Genomic DNA, 17,077 nt, shown 5'->3' with positions numbered 1-17,077 from the left:
AATCCCCGGCAGACCCTGTCACGACAAACTCGCTTCACGAATGAGGACCCGGATCAGGACCGCAACAGCCGTTGTCGGGTTACCATGCAATCTGGTTGTCTTCATATAAGCTATGGCTGAGCAGGACCGCATGGAACAGGACGTCGGGTTTGTCGGATTGGGATTGCCTGAGGGCTTGTTGAAGGCCGTGGGGGAGCTGGGGTACGAGGCGCCTTCGCCAATTCAGTCCAAGACCATTCCGGTGTTGATGGACGGGCGGGACCTGGTCGGACAGGCGCAGACGGGCACGGGTAAAACGGCGGCTTTTGCATTGCCGGTGCTGGCGCGGCTGGGGCAGGCGAAGTCCAAGCCGGCAGCACTCGTGCTGGCGCCCACGCGCGAGCTGGCCATCCAGGTGGCCGAGGCCTTTCACCGTTACGCCGCGCACCTGCCAGGCTTTCATGTTCTGCCGATTTACGGGGGGCAGGCTTACGGGCCGCAGTTGGCCGGCCTGCGCCGTGGCGCGGATGTCGTGGTGGGCACGCCGGGGCGGGTGATCGATCATATCAACAAGGGCACGCTGGATCTGAGCGGCCTGGGCACGCTGGTGCTCGACGAGGCCGATGAAATGCTGCGCATGGGCTTTATCGACGATGTCGAACAGGTGCTCTCGAGAATCCCGGATAGCTGCCAGATCGCACTGTTTTCGGCGACCATGCCGCAGCCCATCCGGCGCATCGCCCAGCGCTATCTCAAGAATGCCGAGGAAGTCACCATCGAGGCGAAGACATCGACGGCCGCCTCGATCCGCCAGCGCTACTGGCTGGTCAGCGGGCTGCACAAGCTCGATGCGCTGACCCGGATTCTGGAAGTCGAGCCCTTCGAAGGGATGATCGTCTTTGCCCGTACCCGCGTGGCCACCGAGGAACTGGCCAGTCGCCTCAACGCGCGCGGGTTTTCGGCCGCCGCACTCAATGGCGATGTGCCGCAGAATCAGCGCGAGCAACTGGTCGACAAACTGCGCAAGGGAGAGATCGACATCCTGGTGGCCACCGATGTGGCCGCGCGCGGGCTGGACGTCGAGCGAATCAGCCACGTGGTCAATTACGACATTCCCTACGACACCGAGGCCTATGTGCATCGCATCGGGCGTACCGGTCGGGCCGGACGGGCCGGCGAGGCGATCCTGTTTGTCGCACCGCGTGAACGCGGCATGTTGCGCGCCATCGAGCGGGCCACCCGTCAGCCGATCGAGGCCATGGGCGTGCCGTCGGTGGCCGATGTCAACGAACAACGCATCGCACGCTTCAAGGCGGCCGTGGCCAATGCGCTGGAAACCGAAGAACTGGATCTTTACCGCGAAGTGGCCCAGGCCTGCCAGGCCGAGACCGGGGCCGAAATGGTCGATATTGCCGCCGCCCTGGCACGCCTGATGCGCGGTGGCGACGATTTCCTGCTGAGCGAACGCGAACCCCCGGCGAACTTTGCCCCGCGCCCCGAACGCAAACATGAAAAACAACGCCGGCCGGACCGATCCGAACGACCGTCCCGCCCTCGCCGTTCAGAAGACGACCAGGACAAGGCTACCTTCCGCATTGATGTCGGCCGCAGCCATGGTGTTGCCCCCGGCAATATCGTCGGCGCCATCGCCAACGAGGCCAACCTGGACGCCAATCAGATCGGCCGGGTACGGATCCAGGAGAATTTCAGCCTGGTCGATCTGCCCGCCAACCTGGATACCGCCGTGTTCCGGCACCTGGCCCGCGTGCGCGTCGGCGGCCGCCCCCTGAAAATCAAGCCGGACAAGGGCCCCGGGCATCATCCGAAAACCACCGACCGATCGCAGACTTCGGATCGCCCCGCACCGCGCGGTCGCCGCCACACCGACTCAAAAGACCGCCGACCGTCACACCCGGACAAACCGCCACGCCGAACCCGCCAGGAGAGCTCATCAGCTCCCGAAGACCGCGAGCGGCCCAAGCCAAAAGACAAAAGGCCGCCGCGCAAAGCCAGGAAGCCGGAGAACCAGAGCGGCGAAGCACCGCCGCGGAAACGTCCGTTCCAGACCCGCGCACAGAAGAAGGCGGGGCACAGGGTCAGGAAAGTGATCAAGAAATAGCGGAGGAACACGAGCCTTCGGTCACTTCATTCCTCCACTTCCTCGAACAGGCGGGCTCCGGGGCCTGACTCTGCGGCGATATCCTGCGGGTTGCGCAATGGGCAGCTTTGCAGTGAAAGGCAGCCGCAGCCGATGCAGCCATCGAGTTGATCGCGCAAGCGAGTGAGTTGTTCGATGCGAATGCTGAGCTCTTGCTGCCAACTGCGCGAAAGTTCCTGCCAGTCACGTTTTCCGGGACTACGATGCGCCGGCAGGGTGGCGAAAGCGGCCCTGATTTCCTTCAGAGGTATGCCCAGGCGCTGGGCGGACTTGATGACCGCCACCCGCCGCAACACATCGTGCTTGAAGCGACGCTGGCCGGCCGGGCTGCGCTCGCTGTGGATCAGTCCTTCGGCCTCGTAGTAGCGCAGCGCCGAGGCGGCAATGCCACTGCGACTGGCGACCTGCCCGATGCCCAGCGTCCCGTGCCGCCGCCGACCGTTATCCATGGGCTTTCCACTCGCTGTCATTTCGAACTCTATCCGGGGTTGGCTTAAAGTGCACTTTAACTATTAGGCTGTTTTTCCGCAATCAACAATCACCACAGGAAATCGCCATGAGACAAGTACGCCCCGACCTCTGGGAAACCGAAAGCTTCAGCCCGTTCGAAGGACTGAAAACCCACGCCTACCTGCTCACCCGATCCGATGGCAACGTGCTGTTCTACAACACCGGTCATGTCGATGAACTCGACCCCATCGCACGGCTGGGCGGTGTGTCCCGGCAGTACCTGAGTCACGAAGATGAACTCGGTGACACCCTCAACACCATCGCCGAGCGCTTCGGTTCAAAACTGGTCGGGCATCGTGCCGAAAGGGAATCCTGGCGCAAGGTCCGTGCTCCCGACGAGGTCTACGACCGGCGCGGCCTTCACCTTGGCAATATCGAGGTCATTCCCACACCGGGGCACAGTCCGGGCAGTACCTGCTTCCTGGTCGAATCCCCCACCGGCAAGACCTACCTGTTTACCGGCGACACGATCTATTTGGGCTCCGATAACCGCTGGCGCGCAGGATTCATCGAAAGCGCCCACGAAGAGAAGGACAAGCCCGTCTTGGCCGAAAGCCTGAAGCTGCTGCGAGGACTGAACCCCGACCTGGTGTTCGGCAGCGCCTACACCGGCGACGAAGGATTCGAGGACGTCACCGATGGCAGCTGGCCGGACAAGGTCGATCAAGCGCTGCAAACACTAAGGGATCAGTAACAGCCCGATCATCCCGGGCCAAGCCGCCAGGCAGGCCCCGGGCCTGCCTGACCTTCTCCGGCCGTCATCGACTACTGGGCAGCTTCGGGCGAATCAGAACGAATCAGTCACGAACCGACTCGGCCTTGATCATGCGAAGTTCCAGGCGCTTGACTTCGCGCATGACGCGGTTGGCTTCAAAGTGCATTCCCATGAAACTGCGCAGGAACACGATCAGCTGTATCAGGATCACGGCCACAACGCCCCAACGCCCCAACGCATGGCAGGTAATGCACCTGCTTGCCGGCTCCCTTGAATCACGTCGTTATATGCAGAGTGTCCGGAAACGGCATTTGGGTTCAATTGGCCGGAGGGGATCGTTTTTCAGACTCAGAGGCATGCCGGCTCGAATGGGTGCCGACGCTTGAAGGGTTACAGGTGCTGATCTGCCTGGCAATGAGTGGTAATGGCCTGACCGTTCAGTCTCGGTCGTGACCAGGAACGAGCCCGGGCTTCATGCACCTGAACCACCCAATCGGATCGGCGCATGAAACCCGGGCCTGGAAGAAATCACGTGCCTGGTCAGCAGCGGTTCTGCATGAACCTCCGGCCTGCCAGTCCCGCGAGCAGCAGTGCCATCAATACAATCGCAAGCGGACTCAGGCTCGGTACGGGAACTGTCTCCAATACAGCTCCACGAACTGTAATGTCTTCCGGGCTGCTATCGGCATTGCTGAAAAGCCCGACACTTGACTCGTATTCACCGGCCCCGATGACTTCAGCGTTGAAGGTCACTTCGAGGTCGCAGCCGTCGCCAGGCTGGATGGGGTCCTGAATGTCAAGGCAACTGCCTCCTGCAAGCGCAAACGGCAAGTCGGGGTCGGTAATCTGTTTGATAAGAAGTTCTCCAGTACCCGTGTTGGTCAGCACAACAACCAGTGAAGCCTGGCTTCCTGCGGCCAGCAAGCCGAACTCAAGCACATCCTGATCGAACTCAACTACAGCCGGCTCGGTTGAGCACTGGACTTCTACGTCGGCAACATCCGCCCCGTCCAGCGTGCCGCTTCCGTTGGTGACCGTGCAGGTCTGGATGGGATTGGTGGGCTGGATGGAGATTGTCACATCATAGGCGGTGCCATCGTCCTGGGCATTGAAGGTGAAGGTGCCGTCCGTGGCAACCACCTGATCATCTTCGCCGTTGTTCTGGAGAACGACCTGGTCGCCTTCTAGCCCGGTCACGGTACCCCCGACCGTGTATTGATTGGTCGTGCAGACAACCTCGACATCGGTGACGTCACTCCCGGACACGGTTCCTTCGCCGTTGCTGACTTCACAGCTCTGGAAGTCAGGTTGTTCCAGAACGATGACCTCGTAGGTATCGCCATCGATGAGCGAAGTGCTGAACTGGAAGGGACCATTGGCATTGATCTCCAGAAGCTCCTCACCATTGAGGTCGAGCGTCAGAGCGCTGGAGGCAAGACCTTCGACCTCCCCGCCAATAGAAAGTAGAGAAAGAATTTCCAGTACAAGCTCCGCTGGTTCGGAGTCGCCAACCGGGCTTTCTAGTACGCCTGAGAATTCGGCTGATCCGGCAGATACAGCCTGCAATTGCACGTCGATCTGACAGCTGGATTCAGCGGCCACGCTGCCATCGGACCAGAGAATGGCGGGTACATCGTTAATCTCACCCAGTTCGATATCACCCCCCAGACAGTCCGAAACAAACGGGTCTGATCCATCCAGATCAAGTTGTTCAGGCAATGGAAGTGCCAGCATCAGATCTTCCAGGTCGATGGGGTTGCTGACGTTATCAACAGTGATCGTCAGCTCCAGTGTCTGGCCTGACGGGACCGGGTTCTCAGAAACGTCAAGCGATATATCAGGGATATTGGCCAGTGCATGAACGCGAAGCTCACCGACAAGCCAGTACCAGCCCCAGGCGCCGTTATCATCGAAGTCAAATCCGATCTGGAAGCTATCTCCTTCGAGTGCTTCGATGATTTCAGTCACCGAAGTTGATCCTTCGGCCGGAACGCTGCCAATGGTGGTTGTGTGAACGATCACAGGGGACCAGTCATCATCATCGTTCTCACGAACCACGACTGAGCCAGTCTGAGAGCCAAGTGCCCGGTACATATGATCATACTCGGCGAAGTATCGAAATCCGGGCGCAGAAGCGGTCGAGACGTCGGGTGATGCCAGCCTTGCCCGAAGGCGGCCGGCACCAGCGCCTGCGACATCACTGTCGATGTAGGCGTAATCGCAATTCAATGTTCCTCCCGGCTCACGCGGGCAGCCGAAGTCCCAGTCGACTTCGCCTTCGAGAATGCTGGTCTCCCAGTCCTGCTGAGTTGCCTCATCATCGAAATCCGCCACATAAATGGTCTCTACGATATAGTCTGGATTAAAATCAGCGACGCCGGATATCGGCCAGACCAAGGCGGAGAAAAGAAGCCAGATGCCCAAGCGATGCCCGGACAAGGGCAGTTTGATGTCATTCATAACAGTCAGTCCGTTTGTGTTGCGCTGTCGAAACGCATGCTAGAAGTGCCGCCCCAAGATGGCAAGCGCATGAATATCGTAGCATTCCAGCTTAGTAGACCAAAAAAATGGTCAGCTTCGAGAGCTCTGGGCCCCTGCCGAAGGAATTGGTGTTTAATGGAGCCTTTTCGGCGAATTTGGCCTGAGCGTGTCCGCGCAGAGTTATTCAGAGGCCGTCTAGTTGCCGGTATATTCAATAGTCAGGGTGATTGTTCCCTCATAATTTCCGGGCTCCTGGGTAGGAGTGGGATCAATCGTTCCTCCAATGTAAACAAACAACTCTCCGTTTGCAAAATCGAGGGAGGTCGTAGCCCCTGTGTCCGGATCGAAGGAAGTGCCAGCCGACGCATCGTCACTTGTATTGTGACGTGCTGAGGTAGGCGAGAAATCTATGTCCATCGTCAACGAAGGGTCAAAAGTCTGCTCAAGTACGGACGGAAGCGAAAAGGTCACATCGACTTCGCTGCCGGCTTCCCCATTGACAAAAAAGCTTCCGGCTTCGGCGTCTTCCGGGCTCACCGTGCTGCTCTGCCCCTGAACGACATCTCCGAATTCAAGATCATTCACGGCAGTAACCGTTAAGGTTTCCAGCACCGTTGCAAGCACGTCAATATCAGCAGAGCCTTGGCCTTGTGCCTGCGCTCCCAAAGGCAGCAGGGTCAAAACCATGACGGTGAAAAGTACTTTGACATTCCAAGTACCCATATCCTTACTCCTGGGTGTGATCTGGTCACGCATGGGATTCAGCCATTCCTCATAATCAACTAAAAGCCTGTATATTCTACAGTCAAGGTGATTGTTCCTTCGTAACTACCCGGTTCCTGCGAAGCGCCGGCGGTGAGCTCTCCGCCGACAAAGACGAACAGATTGCCCGTTGATCCTTCCAGGTTGGCTGTTTGATCAACTGCCGGATCGAAAGACGTGCCTCCCGCCGGCTCTGAAGCAACATTGAACACAGCATCACCGGCTCCAAAATTTATGGGCATGGTAATGGAAGGGTCCGTTATCAGTTCCAGGACCATGGGCAGAGCAAAACCCAGAGTGACTTCGGCACCCGGATCTCCCTGAATGGCATATGATCCGGCATCGGCATCGCCCGGCGCGACGCTGACCGACGTACCGGCAACAACGCTGCCGAAATCCAGATCGCCTGTTGCCTCTACTTGCAGTGACTGCAGTACATCGGCCGTTGTGGAAATATCGGTTTGTGCCAGTGCGCCATTCAGCCCCGCAAGAAACAGGATTGCGCATGCGAAGAATGCCGAAAAAGATTGACTCATGGTTAAGAGATTGCTTTTCCGGGAGCGCGAGCAGTTGGCCGCTAAAGTGGGCATGAAAAGCGCTTTTTTGAAAGGTCGATACCACTTGAAAACTACACGCCTGCCCCACGCCTGTCAATCCATTGAACCTCTATCTGCCTCCCGGTGTTTCCACGCCCGGAGCACTCTGCTCTGTGGGGCGGAGAATGAAGTCGAGTCCGTCCACGAAGTCGCCCTCGCGGGTGATCTGGATTATGAAACGCTTCATCTCGGGCTCGGAACGTACTCCCAGGCGCTCGAGCTGAACCGGATCCACCTGGATCTCATACTCCCCGGGCGACAGGCCCATATGATAATGACTGCCATCTGAGAACACGGGTACGCGCGCCTCGTAGTCGCCGTCCACTTGTGTGAGCAGCAGGCGAAGCCCGCCGACGGGCCGCTTATCACCCTCGACCTTGCGCATCACCGTCCCGTCGATGAATCCGCTCACGTAAAAGGGGATATCGATGGGTTTGAATCGATTGGGGTCTGTTACAAACGAAAACTCCGGGAGGCTCGGCACCCAGAGTGGATTGCGCACCCGATCCTGATCGATGTCCACGCTGTATCTCCGGTAGGCCATCAAGTTATATGCCCTGTCCACGCCGTCGGGGTCGCTACGAAGCGACACCGGCTCCCGGAATCGCACGAGGCGATCGTCGATGATGTCATCGCCCGAGTCAAAAGTGCCGGTTCCTTCGTAATCGACAAACGCACGAAAAGTAGCCCCGGCCGATCCTGTCATGGGACGCGACTGGCCGACCAGCCGTCCGTGATCGGGGTCGTAAGCAACGCTGCCCCGGAAGGTCTGCACGGCCGAGCTCGTACCCCGGCCCGCCCGGTACGTGCTGGTGGAACGGGCAGAGTCGAAGTCGAAAGTCAGCGCAAGCTCGGCGATATTTTCCCCGGTAGGACGATCATGCTGCCAGCTCATCCGCAGCCGGGCACTTCGAGTGAAACTGGCGGTGGCATCCACCTGAAAAGTGTCGCCCCGCGAGTGCCGGATATCGTGGCGGTAGCGCGTGCGCACGATGAGGTTGCGCAGGAAACCACGCCGGGCCAGCGAGGTGCGGGTTCCGCCGGTGAGGTGTGTCTCCCGGGCCTCTCCCCGCGCCTTTTCCAGGCCAAGACTGAACAGCGTTCGCCGATACCGGACATCAATCTCCGGATTCCAGGAATAGGTGGTAGCTCGTTGCTCACGGTCGGTCGCGCGGCCTCGAAGGCGAAACGCGAAGCGATGTTCGCCCGCGGTAAACGGCACAAACAGAGATCCACTCGCCTCGCTACGCACACCCGAGGATCCGTAGAGAGGGTGATCGCTAAAGCGAGTGAGCCGTGTCTCCCAATTGACCTGGTTCGGGTAGAAGGCGCTGACAAACACCCGCTGGAGGGCGCCCGGGGCATTCTCCAGGACGAAAAGATGGGCATCGCCCAGCCGGTAGTTCACCCTTTGATAGAAAACCGCCGAGCGAAAATCCTCGTCGACGAAGGGCTCAAGGTAATCGACGCCGACTCCCAGGGTCAGGCGATCGGTGAGGCCGGCGGCGAGCGAGCTATGCAGAAGATCCCTGCCCTCGACATCCGTTCGGCCCGCATCCAGCGAGTAGTTCACCTCTCCGGCTGGCAGGAATCCGCTCGGGATGGTCAGACGCCGCTCCTCTTCTTCGAACTCACCAGACGGCCCAAAGAACCGCAGGGTCGTCTGCTGCGAACCATATCCGAGCGGAATATCGAAACTGTAGTCGCCCGTCGGGCCTGCCTCGACCGTGTCGACCAGACGATTGTTGATGTAGAGCTCGACGTCCCAGCCGGGCTCGGTCTGGCCCCGCAGCTGATAGGAACCAAAATGCCGGCGCGGCGTGATCGGCTCATTGGTCAGACGGACACCCCGGTGAGAGCGGCCCTCCAGCCCCCCTGACGCCATTCTGCCGGCCTGGAATTGGGTCAGCGCCGGATTGGGGTCGAACACATAGCGCCAGCGCAGGTCGTCAAGCGAGGTATCAAAAGCCCGTCCCGGACTGGCTCCGCGAAAAGCGCCCTGCAAGTCGCCGCCCAGCACCTCGCCGCCGCCGCGCACGCTGTAGTTGTGAACAGCCTCGCCGCCCTGGTAGCGCGATGCCCAGGCGTAATCGAAGAACGCTCCGCCGAGCAGACGCCGATCGCGGTCAAAAACCAGTGGTGCCTCCTCCCGCATCCCCCCCGGAATCTGTGTGTGCCCCCGGGCCCGTTCCCGCTCCTGCTCGGCGATGACCGGCAGTGTGTCCGGTGTGGTCAGGCCGAGAGTCAGGCGGCGAAGATTGACCGAAAACGACAGCCCGAAGAGGGCTTCGTAGAAGCGCGGGAGAAAATAGACATCCAGCTCGGTGACAACAAAGCGGTCCGAATCGAAGGCTTGGACACGGCCGTCGATTTCCGCGACTCCCGCGTCGAGGTCAATCCGGTAGTCACGGTCGGATTCCAGGAAAAAGCCTTCGATCCGACGACCGTCCGGGTCGAGGCGGTAGTCGATGCCCAGGATCTCGAAAAGCTCCGATAGCGGCAAGTAAAACTGTTCGCCGTCGTACCGGCCGCTGATCATCGTATTGACCGCCCCGTGGTAGCGGAACTGAAGCAGCGCCTCGTCGGGTTCTGCCCATTCAGCCTCCGAAAGCACCAGAGACGGCAGGCAGAAAAGAACCAGAGCAAGCCCCCTCAGACACAACCGGCTCATCAACGCTCGGGGATTTGAAAGCCAATCTCCGCTGAAACCGGATCCATCGAGATCCGATCCGCGCGGGCAATATCGCGCTGTCCGGCGCGGAACTCCAATTCCGCCCGATAATCGCCGGGGGCCAAGTCCTCCACGGACGCCGTCAATCGTCGCAGCAACTCGAAATACAGCGACACATTCTGCTCGCTTTCCAGGACGACTTCCCCGGCGTCGTCGAAAATACGCAGGTGGCTGCGACCGATAAAGGGCGCGTTGCCGGTCCGCTCCAGGTCGGCAAGAATCACCAGCTCGTCGTCCTCGATATTGGCCTCCAGGCCATGGACGTCCACCCCCGTGTGCGCGTCTCCCTGCTTGAACAGGACCGTGGTCACATGTCGAATCTGGAATGCGATCCGTGCCCCGACACCCTCCTGAACTTGTCGGGTCTCCACATCCTCGTCGCGAGGGTTGGAGGTCGTGACGATCCGGCTCCAGTACACGCCGTCGACCGCGTCGGCATCCGGGCTCACCATCAGGCGAACGGTTTGCTGTTCCCCGGGGGGCAGGACAAACGCCCGGGGAAAGGCCCGCACCCGCTCGCCGAGATCACGCGGTTCACCCTGTGCGACGTCCTCGTATTCCATGTAAATCTCGCCTTTCTCGTCGGACCTGGGATAGCCGAACTGAAAGCTGATCCTGACTTCCTGGGGGGCAGCCGACTGGTTGGCGACGATGAACTCGCCGAAAGGATTGCGGTTTTCCATCACCACCGTAGTGGGAGCCACGGAAACCTGTGCGTGCGCTTCCGGCAACCCGGCAAACGCCACCGCCAGAAGGAAGGAAAGGGAAACCAACGATGTGCGGAACAATGCCTTCACTGTTTCTTTGCGATTAAGGAGGCTCAGAATAACTCTACGCGGGCGCGCGGCTTCCCCAGCCCGCTGGAACCGTTCTGAAGGAGCGCACTAATGGAAAAGACGGAACGACCCGGACAGCCCCTTCACGGGGCTACGATGCATACTTCGATCGGAAAACTACACCCCCGCCCACGGCCTGTCAAGGCCGTGCACGAGCCAGGGTGAGACGACGAAAAAGCAACCTGATCGACAAACCTGTGAAGTCAACGTAGACCGGGGCTGCACCCCGGTGTTCACTCGATCCACGGGTATTACCACCCGGCAGATTCGGATTCCCTGGTGCCGAGTTTTCCGGAAATGGGATCAACCTGCACCTACATTAGCCCGGCTATGCCATAAACCTCCGGCGCAGGACCGCTCTGCTGCCCGGCATAACCATTTAACGTCGCAAAAACTATACAGAAAGACTTGTTTTGTGCTATTAATGCGTCATTATGAAGAGGCGAACCGACCCACTACCGCCTAAGCTGGCGCGCCGCGCACACGCCCTGGGAGATCGCCTCCAAAAAGCGCGCCTGCGACGCAAGCTTGCCAGCGAGCTGGTGGCGGAACGTATTCGCGTTTCCCGCTCTACGCTTTCACGCCTCGAGAACGGCGATCCTTCGGTTTCACTCGCAACCGTATTGCGGTTACTGAGCGTCTACGGCCTGGATTCCGATATCGAAGTCCTGGCCGCGGATGACGAGGTGGGGCGCCGCTTGCAGGACGCCGATCTGAGAACCCCGCAACGCGCACCCCGGCGCAGGCGTTCCTCGGAGCCGAGTGATGGGTGATCCGGCGGCGCTCCGCGAGGTTGCCGTTGATCTGGGCCCTACATCGGAGACCGGACCAAATTGCCTCGGCCGGCTGTCGCACGAGCGCGGAACGTTGCGATTCGAGTACGAGTCAGCCTGGGTCGATTCGCCCGACTTTCTTCTATTGGACCCGATGATCGGCGCCTATCCAGGCCCCCAGTTTCCTGCCTCCGGACGGGACAACTTTGGTCTGTTTGAAGATGTATCGCCAGACCGATGGGGGTGTGTGTTGATGCAACGCCGGGAGGATTTGCGCGCCTATGAACAAGGGCGTAAACCACGCGCACTGAACGCCTGGGATTACCTCCTGGGCGTCCAGGATGAAACTCGCATGGGCGCCATGCGGCTGCGAGCACCCGACGGCCAAGTATACCTCGACAATAGCCCGAAACCCGTGCCCCCGGCGACGGAGCTGCGCACGCTGGAGGCGGCGTCACGTGAACTGGAGACCGCGCTTGAGCGCGGCGATCTCGAAGCACTCGACCGTTGGATACGTGTGCTGATTGCACCGGGCAGCTCGCTGGGAGGTGCGCGCCCCAAGTGCAGCTTCCGCATGGTCGACGGCAGTCTCTGGATCGCCAAGTTTCCTGCGAAAGATGATCAGCGCGATGTCGCGCTGTGGGAGCAGGTCCTCGCCCGCTTGGCGGAAAACGCCGGGATTACGACCGCGGTCAGCACGCTGTACCCATTTGGGCAGCGGTACCACACATTCTGCATCCGCCGTTTCGACCGGCGCGGTGATCGGCGCATCCCGTTTGCATCAGCAATGAACTTCACCGCGAAAACTGACGGTGACGAGGCTAGCTACCTTGATATGGTGCAGGCGCTCGACGACCATGGAACCTATGAGGTCAAGCGCGACCTGGAGCAGTTGTTCCGGCGCGTCTTGTTCAACATTCTCGTAAGCAACCGAGACGATCATCTCCGCAATCACGGCTTCTTCGTCACCCGCGACGGCATCCGACTCGCGCCCACTTACGACGTTAACCCGATGCCCGAAAAAGCCACTCATGCCCTGTCGATCGACGAAACGTCGGCCGCTCCGGACTTATCGCTGGCACTGGCGACGGCAGGCCTCTACGGACTCGACAAGCCTGCCGCCAACCGCATTGTCGCCACGGTGCGCGATGCAATTGCACCCTGGCGGGAGGTCGCGCGGGAGCTGGGCGCAAGCCGGGCAGAACTGCTATCGATGGAGTCCGCATTCTCGGACCGGAGCAATTGATGCTTTGTGCCTTTGCGAAAAATTCGGGAGACGGGAGACGGAAGCCGGAAAGCGATCCGGGTTCTCATTGATCCAGCGAAGCAACCGTAGACCGGGGGTCGCGCCCCCGGTCTTCAATGCACCAGCCCCCTAGAAAACGTAAATCAATCCAATGCCTACCTCGGCTTCATAGTTGCTCCGTGCGATCGGGCTTCGCCGGATGTTGCTGCCGTAGTGCTCATAGAGCACCTCGCCGAAGATCTGCCAGTTCCTGTTGATGTAATGGCGATAGTTATAGTGAAGCCCGACCGAACGGTATCCGCCACTCAGGTTGGTCTCAGCCAGTCCCGACGCAGCGGCCTGGGCAGCCGTTATGCCGAAATCCTTGTTGGCGTAGTCGCTATCGTGAAAGAGCACAGCCACGGCAAGTTCAGAACCGGACCCGTCGATACGGTGGCCAAAGCGCCGCCCTACCCCGAAAAGACCAAGATTTCCGTTTTCAGTGGCGATCACCCGACCATCGAGCCAATAACGCCAGTCGGGGGAGAAAGCGCGTCGGGTTTGCAGTACGAATTCAAACTCGTCATCGGAGTCACCGAGTCCATCAAGGCGACCGTCAGACGAATCACTTTCCTTGCGACCCTCATCGAAACCGATTGTCGCCTCAAACAGCCATGTGTCCGCTCGAAGTCCACGCCAGCCTATTGCCTCACCCGCCCAGTAGAAGATGTCATTGCCTCTCCGCCACTGGACCGCACCGGCAGGATCGACTTCGAAACCGAATTCATCCGACCCTTCGTAGGCCGATTCGTATTCAACACCCAGCCCCAGCCCGAAGGCCCAACCATTCTCCCCCCTCGTGAAGTCATCGAGAGAGGGCAAGGGAACCAAAGCGGCATTTTCCTCCTGAGCGACTGCAGTTTGAAAGAAGAGAGCATTCAAGAACACCACCAACAAAAAGCCGGTAAACGTTTTCATTTTCATTGCACTCAAACACTATGGGAAGCAAAGTATTCACATTTGTGTGTGACGCTTTTGTGAGGGATGTGTCTGCAGTTCCTTTACGAACTATCTGATTGATTATCGGCGCATTTCGAGGTCTTATCGTGAGACACGAAACCTTGTCCCGGTTTCCTGGAAGACGGTGGTCGGTAGTCAGTGGTTGGTGGTCCGCGGTCTGAGATCTGAGCCGGCAGTCCAGGAAACGACGAAAAGACCAAACGACAATCCCCCGGAAACCGGAAACCGGAAACCTGAAACCTTGAGCCTTGCGCCTAGAACTCCCCCTGTATGGCAATGGTGAAGATCGGGCCGATGCGGCGGTCGCGTTCTTCGATGAAGGCAATCGGTTCGGTGCGCCGGCCCTCGTGCACGGTGCGGTTCCACATGCTGCGTGCGCCGAGCAGATTGCCTACAGTAGCGCGTACGGTGTGGCCCAGGACGTCGCGGTGTTCCAGGTAGAGGCTGGCCCATACCGGGCCTTCCCACATCCGTCCCTGTTCGGTCAGTCTGACGTTCCTGGACTGGTAGGCGTAGGAAGCATCGATGCCCCAGCCCCAGTCGCTTCCCGGTGGATCGCTTCTGAAGCCGAGTGTGGCCTGGTTTTGCAGGCTGTTGCTGATGGCGCGTGTTTCGCCGGTCAGCGGATCTTCGACGCGGCTGTCCTGCCACAACAGGCGGGTGTCGATGCGGCCACCTTCCCAGCCCAGTGTTTCGAGCCGAATCGTGTTGCTCCATTCCGCGCCATAGCGCCAGGCACGGTCGATATTGCCCGGCGATTCGCCGCTTTCCCCGATGGGGATGATGTCGACGATGTCGTCGATCCGGTGCACGAAGGCGCGCAGGGTGGTTGTGACTACCTCCCCTGCTTCGGTTGACAGCTCGGTTTCCAGTTCCCAGGTCTGGGGTGGCCTGAGGTCGGGGTTGGCGGCATCCTGAACATCATCGAACAAGTCTACGCTGGCGAGAAAATCGCCAAAGTTGAGTTGTCCGACCCGGCGTTGCAGTCGGAAACTGACGTCCGTTTCGGACCCGGCCTTCCAGGCCAGTGCCAGCGATCCCTTGGGCCGATGAAAGTGCCGTGTCATGCCGCCCGCGCCGACCTGCTCCAGGCGTGAGTATTCTCCGCCGGCAGTGGCTTGCACGGCCCAGCCCTCTCCCAGGGGGCGGTTGTAGCCTGCCATCAGCTCCACTCGCTCTTCTTCGACAACTGCGCTGAGGCCGGGCAGCGGTACCGGCTGGAACTGGCCATCGGCGAGCTGGAACAGGCTGGCGTCGCTTTCCAGGCGATTGAGAACCGTCTCGCCCGAAAACTGCCATTCACCCGTCTCGCGCGCAAGACGATACTCGCTGCGCACAATGTGTTCGGTTTCTTCGTTGCGGCGATCAAAGCGGCTGCCGCTGTCCGGGCGATCTTCGGCGTAGTCGGTCAGCAATCGATTGGAGAAGTCGAACGTCTGCCCGCGCGTCAGGCCGATCAGCTTGAGGCGTCCCGGCCCCCAGCCGAACTCGTAGTCAGCGCCCAGCTCGTAGTTGTAGCCCTGACCGGAAAGGCGCACCTGGCGCTCACGGTCGACCAGGCTCGGACCGCTGCGTGTGCCGTCTTCCTCGAATCGCTCGCGAATGCGCCGGTAAAGCAGGTTGATATTGGCGACCGAATCGCCCAGGTCATTGATCTTGAACCGGCCACTCAGGCGCGGCTGGTTGAAGCGGGAGTTCCATTGTTCTTCGCGGCGCTCGATGACATCGCCCTGTCCATCGAATATGAGCGTTGGACCATCCGCACCGCCGTGGCCGGAAAGGTTGTCCAGGCCCAGCGAATATTCCACCCGCCCCGTCTGTCCGCTTGCAGAGACTTCAAAGTTCGACAGGCGAGGCTGGGTGTTGTAGGGCCGGAATTCCGGTCTCCAGGCATAACGTCCGCTGATGCGCTCTGCGCTGATCACGACGTTGGCGACCAGGCCGGAAAGTCCCGGGACATCCAGCGTGGAGGCATCGACGATCTCGATGCGAATAACGTTGCTCACCGGTATCCGCCCCAGTTCCGAGATCACTTCATTGCTCTTGCCCGACATGCGCTGACCATTGATCAGTACATTGCCGGTGGCTTGTCCCAGTCCGCGTTCCTGTACCTGTTGTCGGATCAGGAAACTGGGCACTTGCTCCAGCATGTCCAGGGCGGTGCGCGGGGCATAACGCTGAAAGTCTTCGGGTGTGTATACCCGCTTGCCGTTGTCAGGCAATGCCAGGTCGCTGTCGGCCGGCACCGAGCCGGAAAGGACCAGCAACATCAGAGAAAAGCACATAAGCACGGTCATACGACCCTGAAAAAAGGACATAACTATCTCCCAAGGGCGTGCTGATACGCCCTGATCAGTGGTTCTAAGGGTTTACGAGGTGTGGGGTGTCGCGGTCAGTCTTGCTTGCGGACTTCGATGCTGCCGCTGAAACTTTTCGATTCCACCTGAACACTGCCGTCGCCGGTACGGTGATCGAGCCGTTCGCCCGGGCCGCGACCGCTCCGGACTTCGCCGCCGAAATCGCTACTGATGCGTCCGGAGAAAGTGTTGGCGCGCAGGTCCAGCGGCGTATCTGCGGGCAGTATCAGATCGATGTTGCCGCTGTGGCTGGTGATGCGATAGCGGGCGTTGGCCGCTGGCTTCAGATTGATGGTGGCGCGGCTCGATACGGTTTCGATATTGAGTTCTTCCACATCGGCCCCGTCGAGCCTGATGCCGCCCGAAACGCTGTTGACGTCGATCCGCCCGGCCAGGTTGCCGGCCTCGATATTGCCGCTGACCGAGCGCAGGCGATTGCCGCGTAATCCAGCGGCATCCATGCGCTGTTGGCCGCTGACGGTCTGCACTTCAAGTTGTTCCGGCACAACGCCGTTCAACCGTATCGAGCCGCTGACCGACTGAAGATTGACCCGGCGGCCCGCGAGATTCTCGGCTTCGATATCGCCACTGACCGTGCTGGCTTCGACTTCCACACCATGCGGCACGGCGATGGTCAGGTTCGAGCTGCTGGCGCCGCGCGACATGCGGCCCCCACCCCGGACCGGATGGAGTTTGACGTTCCAGGAAGATTCATCACCGTCGATGCTGAGTTCGCGCACATCCGCGCCAAGCGTTCCGGTAATGGTGAGCCGGTCATCGTCGCTACCCGTGATCCGGTACTCGCCGGTAACGGCACTGAACTGGATGCGTCCGTCGGGACTCATTGGACGCTGTTCATCGACGGTCTCCGAAGCAAGGGCCGCGGATGCCAGGAAGCAGAGAATCAGGGCGAATACGGACTGCTTGTACATAA

At 60.0% G+C, this 17,077-nt stretch carries 14 protein-coding genes; 4 read left to right on the top strand and 10 right to left on the bottom strand.

From position 1 onward, the window contains the following. Positions 1 to 130 precede the first annotated feature (130 nt). A complete protein-coding gene (locus tag IC757_RS03660) occupies positions 131 to 2,098 on the top strand; it encodes a DEAD/DEAH box helicase (protein ID WP_223846240.1) in 1,968 nt (655 codons plus the stop codon). A 26-nt stretch (positions 2,099 to 2,124) separates the two neighbouring features. On the opposite strand, the gene soxR is transcribed toward IC757_RS03660, so the two are convergent. Then, positions 2,125 to 2,607 carry a redox-sensitive transcriptional activator SoxR gene (soxR, locus tag IC757_RS03655; protein ID WP_223846239.1) on the bottom strand — a complete coding sequence of 161 codons (483 nt, stop codon included), beginning with the start codon at positions 2,605 to 2,607 and terminating at the stop codon, positions 2,125 to 2,127. An 86-nt stretch (positions 2,608 to 2,693) separates the two neighbouring features. Between soxR and IC757_RS03650 the strand changes: the two genes are divergently transcribed. Next, entirely contained in the window at positions 2,694 to 3,341 is a 648-nt protein-coding gene (locus IC757_RS03650; RefSeq protein ID WP_190976034.1) for an MBL fold metallo-hydrolase, read from the top strand. A 103-nt stretch (positions 3,342 to 3,444) separates the two neighbouring features. Here IC757_RS03650 and IC757_RS16835 read toward each other — a convergent pair whose 3' ends face one another. The 6 genes from IC757_RS16835 to IC757_RS03625 form a co-directional block, all read right to left on the bottom strand. Then, positions 3,445 to 3,597, bottom strand: coding sequence for a DUF6768 family protein (locus IC757_RS16835; protein WP_317976917.1), 153 nt, complete (start codon positions 3,595 to 3,597; stop codon positions 3,445 to 3,447). A gap of 305 nt (positions 3,598 to 3,902) precedes the next feature. Next, a complete protein-coding gene (locus tag IC757_RS03645; RefSeq protein ID WP_190976033.1) occupies positions 3,903 to 5,822 on the bottom strand; it encodes a DUF1573 domain-containing protein in 1,920 nt (639 codons plus the stop codon). A 216-nt stretch (positions 5,823 to 6,038) separates the two neighbouring features. Then, positions 6,039 to 6,599 carry a DUF4402 domain-containing protein gene (locus IC757_RS03640; RefSeq protein WP_190976032.1) on the bottom strand — a complete coding sequence of 187 codons (561 nt, stop codon included), beginning with the start codon at positions 6,597 to 6,599 and terminating at the stop codon, positions 6,039 to 6,041. A gap of 26 nt (positions 6,600 to 6,625) precedes the next feature. After that, positions 6,626 to 7,141 (bottom strand): DUF4402 domain-containing protein, encoded by a 516-nt coding sequence (locus IC757_RS03635; RefSeq protein ID WP_190976031.1) that lies wholly within the window; start codon positions 7,139 to 7,141, stop codon positions 6,626 to 6,628. A 130-nt stretch (positions 7,142 to 7,271) separates the two neighbouring features. Then, positions 7,272 to 9,872, bottom strand: coding sequence for a hypothetical protein (locus tag IC757_RS03630; RefSeq protein ID WP_190976030.1), 2,601 nt, complete (start codon positions 9,870 to 9,872; stop codon positions 7,272 to 7,274). Then, the gene (locus IC757_RS03625) at positions 9,872 to 10,729 is read right to left on the bottom strand and encodes a hypothetical protein (protein ID WP_190976029.1); all 858 of its coding nucleotides are present in this window, start codon (positions 10,727 to 10,729) and stop codon (positions 9,872 to 9,874) included. Before IC757_RS03625 ends, IC757_RS03630 begins: the two co-directional genes overlap by 1 nt. A gap of 473 nt (positions 10,730 to 11,202) precedes the next feature. Between IC757_RS03625 and IC757_RS03620 the strand changes: the two genes are divergently transcribed. Together IC757_RS03620 and IC757_RS03615 are read left to right on the top strand one after the other, a co-directional pair. Continuing rightward, on the top strand, positions 11,203 to 11,541 hold the full coding sequence (locus tag IC757_RS03620) for a helix-turn-helix transcriptional regulator (protein ID WP_190976028.1): 339 nt from the start codon (positions 11,203 to 11,205) through the stop codon (positions 11,539 to 11,541). Beyond that, positions 11,534 to 12,787 (top strand): type II toxin-antitoxin system HipA family toxin, encoded by a 1,254-nt coding sequence (locus IC757_RS03615; protein ID WP_190976027.1) that lies wholly within the window; start codon positions 11,534 to 11,536, stop codon positions 12,785 to 12,787. Before IC757_RS03620 ends, IC757_RS03615 begins: the two co-directional genes overlap by 8 nt. 129 nt (positions 12,788 to 12,916) lie before the next feature. Here IC757_RS03615 and IC757_RS03610 read toward each other — a convergent pair whose 3' ends face one another. The 3 genes from IC757_RS03610 to IC757_RS03600 all read right to left on the bottom strand — a co-directional run bounded on the left by IC757_RS03610 (position 12,917) and on the right by IC757_RS03600 (position 17,075). After that, the gene (locus IC757_RS03610; RefSeq protein WP_190976026.1) at positions 12,917 to 13,744 is read right to left on the bottom strand and encodes a MipA/OmpV family protein; all 828 of its coding nucleotides are present in this window, start codon (positions 13,742 to 13,744) and stop codon (positions 12,917 to 12,919) included. Between the two features lie 296 nt (positions 13,745 to 14,040). After that, positions 14,041 to 16,104 (bottom strand): TonB-dependent receptor plug domain-containing protein, encoded by a 2,064-nt coding sequence (locus tag IC757_RS03605; protein WP_190976025.1) that lies wholly within the window; start codon positions 16,102 to 16,104, stop codon positions 14,041 to 14,043. 74 nt (positions 16,105 to 16,178) lie between these two features. Then, the gene (locus IC757_RS03600) at positions 16,179 to 17,075 is read right to left on the bottom strand and encodes a DUF4097 family beta strand repeat-containing protein (RefSeq protein ID WP_190976024.1); all 897 of its coding nucleotides are present in this window, start codon (positions 17,073 to 17,075) and stop codon (positions 16,179 to 16,181) included. Positions 17,076 to 17,077: the final 2 nt, after the last annotated feature.

Source organism: Wenzhouxiangella sp. AB-CW3 (assembly GCF_014725735.1).
Lineage (GTDB): Bacteria > Pseudomonadota > Gammaproteobacteria > Xanthomonadales > Wenzhouxiangellaceae > Wenzhouxiangella.
Note: the sequence above shows the minus strand (reverse complement) of the source record. Positions and strands in the feature narration are given on the sequence as shown.

What these genes read in the sequence shown, in the direction of transcription:
- IC757_RS03660 (WP_223846240.1), top strand. Translation starts at nt 131, where the DNA reads ATGGAACAGGACGTCGGGTTTGTCGGATTGGGATTGCCTGAGGGCTTG.
- soxR (WP_223846239.1), bottom strand. Translation starts at nt 2,607, where the DNA reads ATGACAGCGAGTGGAAAGCCCATGGATAACGGTCGGCGGCGGCACGGG.
- IC757_RS03650 (WP_190976034.1), top strand. Translation starts at nt 2,694, where the DNA reads ATGAGACAAGTACGCCCCGACCTCTGGGAAACCGAAAGCTTCAGCCCG.
- IC757_RS03645 (WP_190976033.1), bottom strand. Translation starts at nt 5,822, where the DNA reads ATGAATGACATCAAACTGCCCTTGTCCGGGCATCGCTTGGGCATCTGG.
- IC757_RS03640 (WP_190976032.1), bottom strand. Translation starts at nt 6,599, where the DNA reads ATGCGTGACCAGATCACACCCAGGAGTAAGGATATGGGTACTTGGAAT.
- IC757_RS03635 (WP_190976031.1), bottom strand. Translation starts at nt 7,141, where the DNA reads ATGAGTCAATCTTTTTCGGCATTCTTCGCATGCGCAATCCTGTTTCTT.
- IC757_RS03630 (WP_190976030.1), bottom strand. Translation starts at nt 9,872, where the DNA reads ATGAGCCGGTTGTGTCTGAGGGGGCTTGCTCTGGTTCTTTTCTGCCTG.
- IC757_RS03620 (WP_190976028.1), top strand. Translation starts at nt 11,203, where the DNA reads ATGAAGAGGCGAACCGACCCACTACCGCCTAAGCTGGCGCGCCGCGCA.
- IC757_RS03615 (WP_190976027.1), top strand. Translation starts at nt 11,534, where the DNA reads ATGGGTGATCCGGCGGCGCTCCGCGAGGTTGCCGTTGATCTGGGCCCT.
- IC757_RS03610 (WP_190976026.1), bottom strand. Translation starts at nt 13,744, where the DNA reads ATGAAAACGTTTACCGGCTTTTTGTTGGTGGTGTTCTTGAATGCTCTC.
- IC757_RS03605 (WP_190976025.1), bottom strand. Translation starts at nt 16,104, where the DNA reads ATGTCCTTTTTTCAGGGTCGTATGACCGTGCTTATGTGCTTTTCTCTG.
- IC757_RS03600 (WP_190976024.1), bottom strand. Translation starts at nt 17,075, where the DNA reads ATGTACAAGCAGTCCGTATTCGCCCTGATTCTCTGCTTCCTGGCATCC.